At 28.7% G+C, this 7,360-nt stretch carries 10 protein-coding genes and 3 pseudogenes; all 13 read left to right on the forward strand.

What is annotated here, in order from left to right; all coding sequences use genetic code 11:
• Positions 1-371: 371 nt before the first annotated feature.
• The 13 genes and pseudogenes from rpsF to ACEW7V_RS00115 all read left to right on the forward strand — a co-directional run bounded on the left by rpsF (position 372) and on the right by ACEW7V_RS00115 (position 6,840).
• A pseudogene (gene rpsF / locus ACEW7V_RS00055) lies at positions 372-644 on the forward strand (30S ribosomal protein S6).
• 157 nt (positions 645-801) lie between these two features.
• The gene (locus ACEW7V_RS00060; RefSeq protein ID WP_374695472.1) at positions 802-1,026 is read left to right on the forward strand and encodes a single-stranded DNA-binding protein; all 225 of its coding nucleotides are present in this window, start codon (positions 802-804) and stop codon (positions 1,024-1,026) included.
• A 113-nt stretch (positions 1,027-1,139) separates the two neighbouring features.
• Positions 1,140-1,381: pseudogene (gene rpsR, locus ACEW7V_RS00065) on the forward strand (30S ribosomal protein S18).
• 694 nt (positions 1,382-2,075) lie between these two features.
• Positions 2,076-2,315: a hypothetical protein gene (locus tag ACEW7V_RS00070; RefSeq protein WP_374695473.1), complete on the forward strand. Its 240-nt coding sequence runs from the start codon at positions 2,076-2,078 to the stop codon at positions 2,313-2,315.
• 291 nt (positions 2,316-2,606) lie between these two features.
• Positions 2,607-2,750 carry a hypothetical protein gene (locus tag ACEW7V_RS00075; protein WP_374695474.1) on the forward strand — a complete coding sequence of 48 codons (144 nt, stop codon included), beginning with the start codon at positions 2,607-2,609 and terminating at the stop codon, positions 2,748-2,750.
• A gap of 123 nt (positions 2,751-2,873) precedes the next feature.
• Positions 2,874-3,116 (forward strand): DHH family phosphoesterase, encoded by a 243-nt coding sequence (locus tag ACEW7V_RS00080; protein WP_374695475.1) that lies wholly within the window; start codon positions 2,874-2,876, stop codon positions 3,114-3,116.
• Positions 3,117-3,320: 204 nt separating this feature from the next.
• Positions 3,321-3,449, forward strand: a complete 129-nt coding sequence (locus tag ACEW7V_RS00085) for a hypothetical protein (protein WP_374695476.1) — start codon at positions 3,321-3,323, stop codon at positions 3,447-3,449.
• A 164-nt stretch (positions 3,450-3,613) separates the two neighbouring features.
• A complete protein-coding gene (locus ACEW7V_RS00090) occupies positions 3,614-3,760 on the forward strand; it encodes a hypothetical protein (protein WP_374695477.1) in 147 nt (48 codons plus the stop codon).
• Between the two features lie 81 nt (positions 3,761-3,841).
• Positions 3,842-4,009, forward strand: coding sequence for a 50S ribosomal L9 C-terminal domain-containing protein (locus ACEW7V_RS00095; RefSeq protein WP_374695696.1), 168 nt, complete (start codon positions 3,842-3,844; stop codon positions 4,007-4,009).
• 153 nt (positions 4,010-4,162) lie between these two features.
• On the forward strand, positions 4,163-4,237 hold the full coding sequence (locus ACEW7V_RS00100; protein ID WP_374695697.1) for a hypothetical protein: 75 nt from the start codon (positions 4,163-4,165) through the stop codon (positions 4,235-4,237).
• 689 nt (positions 4,238-4,926) lie between these two features.
• Positions 4,927-5,360, forward strand: a pseudogene (locus tag ACEW7V_RS00105) (DnaB-like helicase C-terminal domain-containing protein).
• Positions 5,361-5,593: 233 nt separating this feature from the next.
• Positions 5,594-6,016 (forward strand): PCRF domain-containing protein, encoded by a 423-nt coding sequence (locus tag ACEW7V_RS00110; protein WP_374695478.1) that lies wholly within the window; start codon positions 5,594-5,596, stop codon positions 6,014-6,016.
• A 635-nt stretch (positions 6,017-6,651) separates the two neighbouring features.
• Entirely contained in the window at positions 6,652-6,840 is a 189-nt protein-coding gene (locus ACEW7V_RS00115) for a Sua5/YciO/YrdC/YwlC family protein (RefSeq protein WP_374695479.1), read from the forward strand.
• Positions 6,841-7,360 lie beyond the last annotated feature (520 nt).

Below are 7,360 nucleotides of genomic sequence, written 5' to 3' on the forward strand. Positions count from 1 at the left end.
TTAGCTGTTTTCCTTCACCACGAAGGTTGTTATTCTTGTATCTTCTAAATTTTCAGCTTGTTTAATAAAAATAAAGTACAATTGAGAAATCAGTTTTTCAGGAAGAACTTACAATTTATAATCACTATCATCATAAGTACATTATGGTTCTGGTACACCATCATATGAATTAAACTCTTACTTTATCTTTAATAAAGATAAATTTAATAATTTCTTCAGTAATCTTAATAATAAATGGTAACAGACATTAGACGCCAGCTTTGCCATTAACTACCAAAATATCCTTTATGATTATCAATAAGATATTAGGTCTTTGTCTTCTATTAAATTTGTTCAAATGATTTGGGGTTTGTAAAAATGAAAAATACGAAATAAATGTATATATTTACACCCAATTTAGAACGGCAAAACGTTAAAAAATTAATGACACTTTGCAAAATGTTTTTTTACAAGCCCCAAATCAAATTTTGGAACAAAACGAAATAGGATTAAAAGACCTAGCTTATCTTATTGATAATCATAAAAAAGGATATTACAATTGGTTAATGGTAAAAGCAGATAATGATGCTGTTTTAGAATTTAATCGTATTGTTAAGATTACTGAAGAAATTATTAGATTTATCTTTATTAAAGATAAAGAATAAGGAGTTTAATTCATATGATTAATAAAGTTATTTTAGTAGGTCGCATTACCAAAGACCCAGAACTAAAAATACTAATAATGGTACTTATGTTGTTAAATTTACTTTGGCAGTTAATAGAATTGTAAGTTCTTCTAGCGAAAAAAACTGATTTTATCAATTGTACTGTTTTTTTGGTAAACAAGCTGAAAATTTAGAAAAATATATTTCTAAGGGTGCTTTAATAGGTGTTGAAGAAAACATTAGAGTAGAAACTTGGGAAAAAGATTGCGTAACTAATTGGCAAACTATTGTTGTTTGTAACAATGTCCAATTCTTAGAATCTAAAAAAAAACCTGATAATGCTTATGACGAATTTCTAAAATTAAAGCAATTCTTAAATTAACTGATATAAAATAATAAACAAATATCACAATCAAATCTTAAAACAAAAACATTAAATACAAGTGAACCAAACCAAACAACAATAGATATTTTCAATTTCAAAAGGAGCTACAAATGAAATTCAACAATAAAAAAAATACTTTTTAAAAAAACGTCGCAAAGTTTGTTTTTTAATGAAAACAAAGTAACTAAAATTGATTTTAAAGACATAGAGCTTTTTACAAAGATTTATTACTGACCGTGGAAAAATTCTTTCTAGAAGGGTAACAAATACTTCTGCTAAATGGCAACGTCAATTGGTAATTGCTATTAAAAGAGCTCGCCATATGGCTTTAATTCCTTTTATCCAACAATAAAAACAGGTGTTGCATCCTGTTTTTTTATTAATTGCAAATATTAAAAACCAAATTTATCTAATTATTTAAATGCAAATGAGGGCAAAAAAATTATGTTTTCTAAAAATAAACATAACGCACAAAATTTATTGTAATTGCTTGTCAGTAATTGTTGTTTTTAATTTTAATTCTTTTTTGTTTGGATTTCCAAAATATCCAAGAAATTATCGAAACAATTAATCAATTAATCCAACAATCAAAACCCAAACCAAAATACTGCCAGCGAAATGAGTGGTATGCGTCGTAAAATTATTTTTTTTCATTTTTAACTTTTTTGGAAAAATCATTTTAGCATCCTTTGTTATCAGTTTTTGCTTCACATTAAAAAAACGCCCAAATTAAAAGATTAAAAAACAAACTTTCTTTATGGTCTAAATTATCTTTTCACGTAAGTCAAATTGGAGAAGAAGTACTTAACGAACTTCCTATTGGTATTGTTTTAATTGGATATTTCTAGTCAAGAAATTCAGTGGCTCAATCCTTACGCCAGTTTTATTTTGAAAACTTCTGAAATCAATTCGCCCTTAGCTCAAATTAATGAAAATATGGTACAATAACCATAAGCACTTCTGATGCAATCCCCAAAACTATTATCACTTTGGAAAACCAAAAGAGATTTGAATGTTTTTATAAAAAAGATTTAAATGTTTTTTACTTGTTTGATGCTACCGAAAAAGAACAAATCAAACATTTATTTTTACAAAAAACCTTAGCTCTTGCCATGATTGCTTTTGATAATTTAGCAGAATCCTTAATTCGTTATGATCTTTCAGAACAATCACAAATACAAGGTGAATATTTAAGTGCTTTATCTGATTACATTGAACCTTATGAAGGTTATTTAAAACAATTGATAGACGACCGTTTTTACTTCTTCTTAACCGCCAAAACTTAGATAAAATGTTAGAAAATAAATTTAGTATTTTGGATACCATCCGCAACATTTCTTACAAATATCAATTAAAAGTTACCTTTCTATGGGAATTGCTTGTTGGAATTTGTCATATGAAAAACTGGCTACCTACAGTCAAAATGCAATTGAATTAGCCCAAAAAAAAGGGGTGGCGATCAAGTAGTTGTTAATATTGAAAATAAAAAATTAAATATTTTGGTGCAAAAATTGCTTCTTTAAGTAAAACAATCCAAAGTTCATGCCCGTATTAATGCCCAAAATTTGGTCGATATTTTGAAAAAACACCCCCATTGTTTATCATGGGACACACTCACACCGACCTTGGATGCTTTGGGTTCTGTCATTGCTTTTTACAAAATTGCAACCACTATCCATCCTGAAAGCAACAATTATATTATCCTTGATGAAGAAAATTAGACAAAAGCCTCATTCCTGTTTATCATCAATTAATTAAAACTGAGACAAAAACATTCTAAATATTATTACAACCCAACAAGCTCTAAAAATGATTAAAGACGATTCCTTAAGAAGAACACCATATTGCAGTTTGATACTCAAACTAAAGATATGGTAAATAGTCCTGAACTTTTGTCACTAACGTCCAATATTGTAGTTGTTGATCACCACCGCGCTACCGAAGAAATTATTCCTTCTATTTTTTCTTACGTCGAATCATCTGCTTCTTCAACTGTTGAATTGCTTGTTGAAGTTATGGGATTTTTGGAAAAAGTGAAGTCCACATTACTGCTTTTGAAGCAAGCATTATGTATGCAGGTATTTTAATTGATACTAACGCTTTTATTTATCGTACAAGTTCTAGAACTTTTGAAGTAGCTTCCCAAAATTAAAAGATTTAGGCGCTGATGCAATTGAGTGTTAAAAGTTGGTTACGTAAAGACTTTTATAAAGTTTTAGAAATTAATAAGCTGATTTCTGAAATGGAAATTTTTATGGATAGATTTGCTATTATTCAAAGTTCTGAAATTTATGAAAATCGTTCTTTTCAAAGCTCAAGTGGCAGAAGTGTTCCTAAACATTCGCAACGTTGATGCTGCCTTTATGATAGCTCAAATATCAGATAATAAAATAGCAATTAGTGCTCGTTCTTTACAATGAAATTAACGTTCAAAACTATCATGAACAAATGGAAGGTGGAGGGACATCTCAATAGCGCGCTGCTACTCAATTAGAAGGAACTAATATCAAAACAGTTACAGACACTTTTAAAACATTTTTTAAAATTAGAATATGAAAAAGGTGAAAAGAATATGGAAATTATTTTGTTAACTGACATTCCTCATAAAGGAAAAAAACACGAAATTATTAAAGTTAATAATGGTTATGGCAATTTTTTAATTCAAAATAAAAAAGCTCTTTTAGCAGACAAAACCAATTTAGCTGCAATTAAACAATCCCAAATGTTGTGAACAAGAACAAAAACGTAATCACGAACTTTTAATGCAGTATAATTAAAACAAGAAATTGATGACAAAAAAATTACTCTAGATATTCAATTAGGACCCAAAGGAAAAATTTATGGAAAAATTACTCTCAAACAAATTGCTGAAGAATTTTTTAAAAAGTTCATAATATTACTCTTGACCGCAAAAAAATATCTTTTAGAAGGCGAAATTATTGCTATTGGTATTTATCCTGTTGATGTTTTTTCTAACTGATCTAAATTAAGGCTACTTTTTTCCTTAATGTGACTGAAAGAAAAAGCAATGACCAATTATTCTAAAAAACTCCTTCAAGTCCTGAAGCAGAACGTGCTTTGTTAGGAATGGCTTTACTTTTTAAACCCTGAAAAAATAGCTTTTACCTTAGATATGATTGCAGAAACTGACTTTTACAGCTCTCATCACCAACATATTTTTAGAGCAATGAAAACTTTCTTGTGCTGAAACTAACAAACAAATTATTGATTATTCTTCAGTAAGTGCTATTTTAGACAATGAAAAATTATTACAACAAATAGGAAATATCGATTATTTAAATGAATTATCTGATTTGATGCCTCTACCAACATATAGAAACCTATATTGATTTCAATTTAAGGAAACTGCTTTAAAAAAGAGAAATTATCGAAACTGTCACTTCATTAGCACAAAAAAGGATACGAAAACATTGATAGTCCAAGAATATTTGGATTTTTCAGAAGAAAAAATCTTTAATTTTAAATTTAAAACAAAAAAACTAGTGAATTATTAAAATTAAAAAAATTTTGTTAAAGACACTAAAGAAAAAAATATTCTTGCCAAACGCCATAAAGATTTAGTAGGTCTTTTCCACTGGATATGATAATCTCAACAATATTACTTTAGGATTTAAGCCCGAAGAATTTATTATTTTAAAGCGTTCGTCCTTCCATGGGAAAAAGTACTTTTTATGCTTAATTTAGCTCTCAGAATTGCAAATTCCAAACACAATTATCAATCCCCTCATATTGCTATTTTTAGTTTAGAAATGTCAAACGAACAATTAGCTATGCTTTTATGTTAAGCACTCAATCAAAAAATACAGCACAAAAAAATTCAATTGGGTAACACAAACAGAGAAGAAAAATTTTTGTTAGAAATATCAATCAGAAAAAATGGATGATCTAAATATTTATTTTGATGATTCAGCTACAGTAAATATTTTAGATATTAAAGCTAAATGTCGCAAACTTAAAAGTCAAAACAAACTTGATATTGTAATGATAGATTATTTGCAACTTATCCGCAAAACTAATAAACACAACCGTCAAGAAGAAGTAGCAGAAATTTCTCAAAGTTTAAAACAAATGGCACGTGAATTAAAAATTCTGTTATTGCCCTTTCACAATTATCAAGGGATGTAGAAAAAAGAGAAGACAAACGTCCCATTTTGGCTGACCTCAGAGATTCAGGTTCAATTGAACAAGACGCTGATATTGTAATGTTTTTGTACCGAGAAGGTTATTATGAAAAGGACAAAAAACCCGATTCTTCTGGACACACCCAAGTTATTATTGCCAAAAATCGTCAAGGATTCAATTGGTATTAGAGAATTTATACTTGATTTTTGATCATATGTTTTTTTTTCTCAGAAATCGAACCTAATATAAATGAATAAAAAAGCATTTTGATTTGATTAAAATATTTTAACCCCATTCTTTTTAAAAAAAAAACAAAGAGGTAAATATGCTTGACAGATTAAAAAAATAATAAAACAAAAATATCAAGATTTACAAAACTTTTTGTTAAAACGAACAAAACATAAACCAAAAAATTGACATTTTGAAAAATTTATCAAAATTAGAACCCACAGTAGAACTTTTTAACCGATACTTAAATTTAGAAACCGAAATTTACTCAAATACAGACCATTTTAGAAACCCAACAAGATCAAGAATTATTGCTTTTAGCACACCAAGAAAAAGATACTATTTGTCAGAAAACTACCTTAGATCACTAAAAATTTTGCTCTTACCCCAAGATCCTTTGATAAAAAAAAAAAATGTTGTCTTAGAAATTAAAAAGTTTGGTGGCAACGAAGCGAATCTTTTTGCAGCTGATTTATTACGAACTCTATTAAATACGCCGGAAAGCAAAAAATGGAAAGTCGAAATCCTCAATCTAAATCCCAGTATTAAAGGCGGTCTTTTCTTCCGTAGAACTTTTAATTTCTGGACACAATATTTATTCTTTTTTAAAGTATGAACTGTGGTGTGCATCGCGTCCAACGTGTTCTCTGCTACCGAAGCCCAAGGGCGAATTCACACTTCTACTGCTGTTGCTGTTTTGGTAGTTCCTGAAGCAGACCCAATTAGAATTAAAAATTGATTGGCATGGGACATTCGCACCCGACACTTTTAATTCTAGCGGACCTGAGGGATAATCAGTAAACACTACTAAATCAGCTGTTAGACTTACTCATATACCTTCAGGGAATTAGTGTTGCTTTGTCAAGAAGGAAAAAGCCAGCACGAAAACAAAGATAAAGCATTTACCCTTTTAAAAAACACGCATTTATAATCAAATGTTAACCGCTAAAATGTAGAAGAAGAAAATAAACACAGAAAAAATTTAGTAGGAACTGGTAAAGAAGCGAAAAATAAGAACATACAATTACCCCCAAAATCGTATAACTGATCACAGAATTGACTTACTTTACAAAAATTAGATATTATTATGGAAGGTAAACTCGATTTAGTTATTGAACCTTTGATTCATGAAGCCCAAAAAGAACAACTTGCCGTTAGTTTTTGATGCAATTTCTTTAAAAACCAAAATCAAAACAATTCAATTAAAAACAACCAGTTTAAGATAAATAAAGATAAATAAAGGAATTAGTTGTGAAACCAAAGATATTATTATTTTTTCCAACTGATACAGTTTATGGTGAGGGCGCTAAATTATATGATAAAAAGGATTCCAATTGCATTTCTCAAATTAAAAAAAGACCTTTAAAAAAAGTATTGTTGTTTTGTGCATCTTTACAACAAGCAAAAAATTGGTCCAATTTTAGTCCCAAAAAGCCTTAAATTAGCTCTTTTTTGGCCAGGACCTTTAACTTTAATTTCTGCTCTTACCACTTTGAAATATTTTTCTAAAACAAAGGCAAAACTTTAGAGTAAGAATCAATCATCCTTTAGCTGGAAATTTTAAAAAAAATGGTCCTTAAAGACCACTTCTGTTAATCAAAGCAATCATCCTCCACTAAATGATTACCAAACTATTTAATATTTCTGTCACAATAAAGTCGCCTTAATTTATCAAAACTATCACCCGATTTTAAAAATATCTTCAACTATTGTTGATCTAACCACTTTTCAACCAGTTATTTTAAGGCAAGGAACAATACTCAAGAAGAAATTTTACAAATCTTAAACCTTGTGACCGTCAAAAAATTGTAAGTTATATGCTTAGTTTTCAAATTACAAAAACTCTTTGCTTACCCAATAAAACATTTCCAAACCGGATATCTTTATTTACAGCACCCATTTTAATTTGATATTTTAATTCTATTAAATTAAAAACATAATACGTAACTGGAACGAAGTG

The sequence above is a fragment of the Areca yellow leaf disease phytoplasma genome (genome assembly GCF_041920595.1).

Coding starts and splice junctions, on each gene's coding strand:
- ACEW7V_RS00085 (WP_374695476.1), top strand. CDS start 3,321: ATGAAAATCGTTCTTTTCAAAGCTCAAGTGGCAGAAGTGTTCCTAAAC.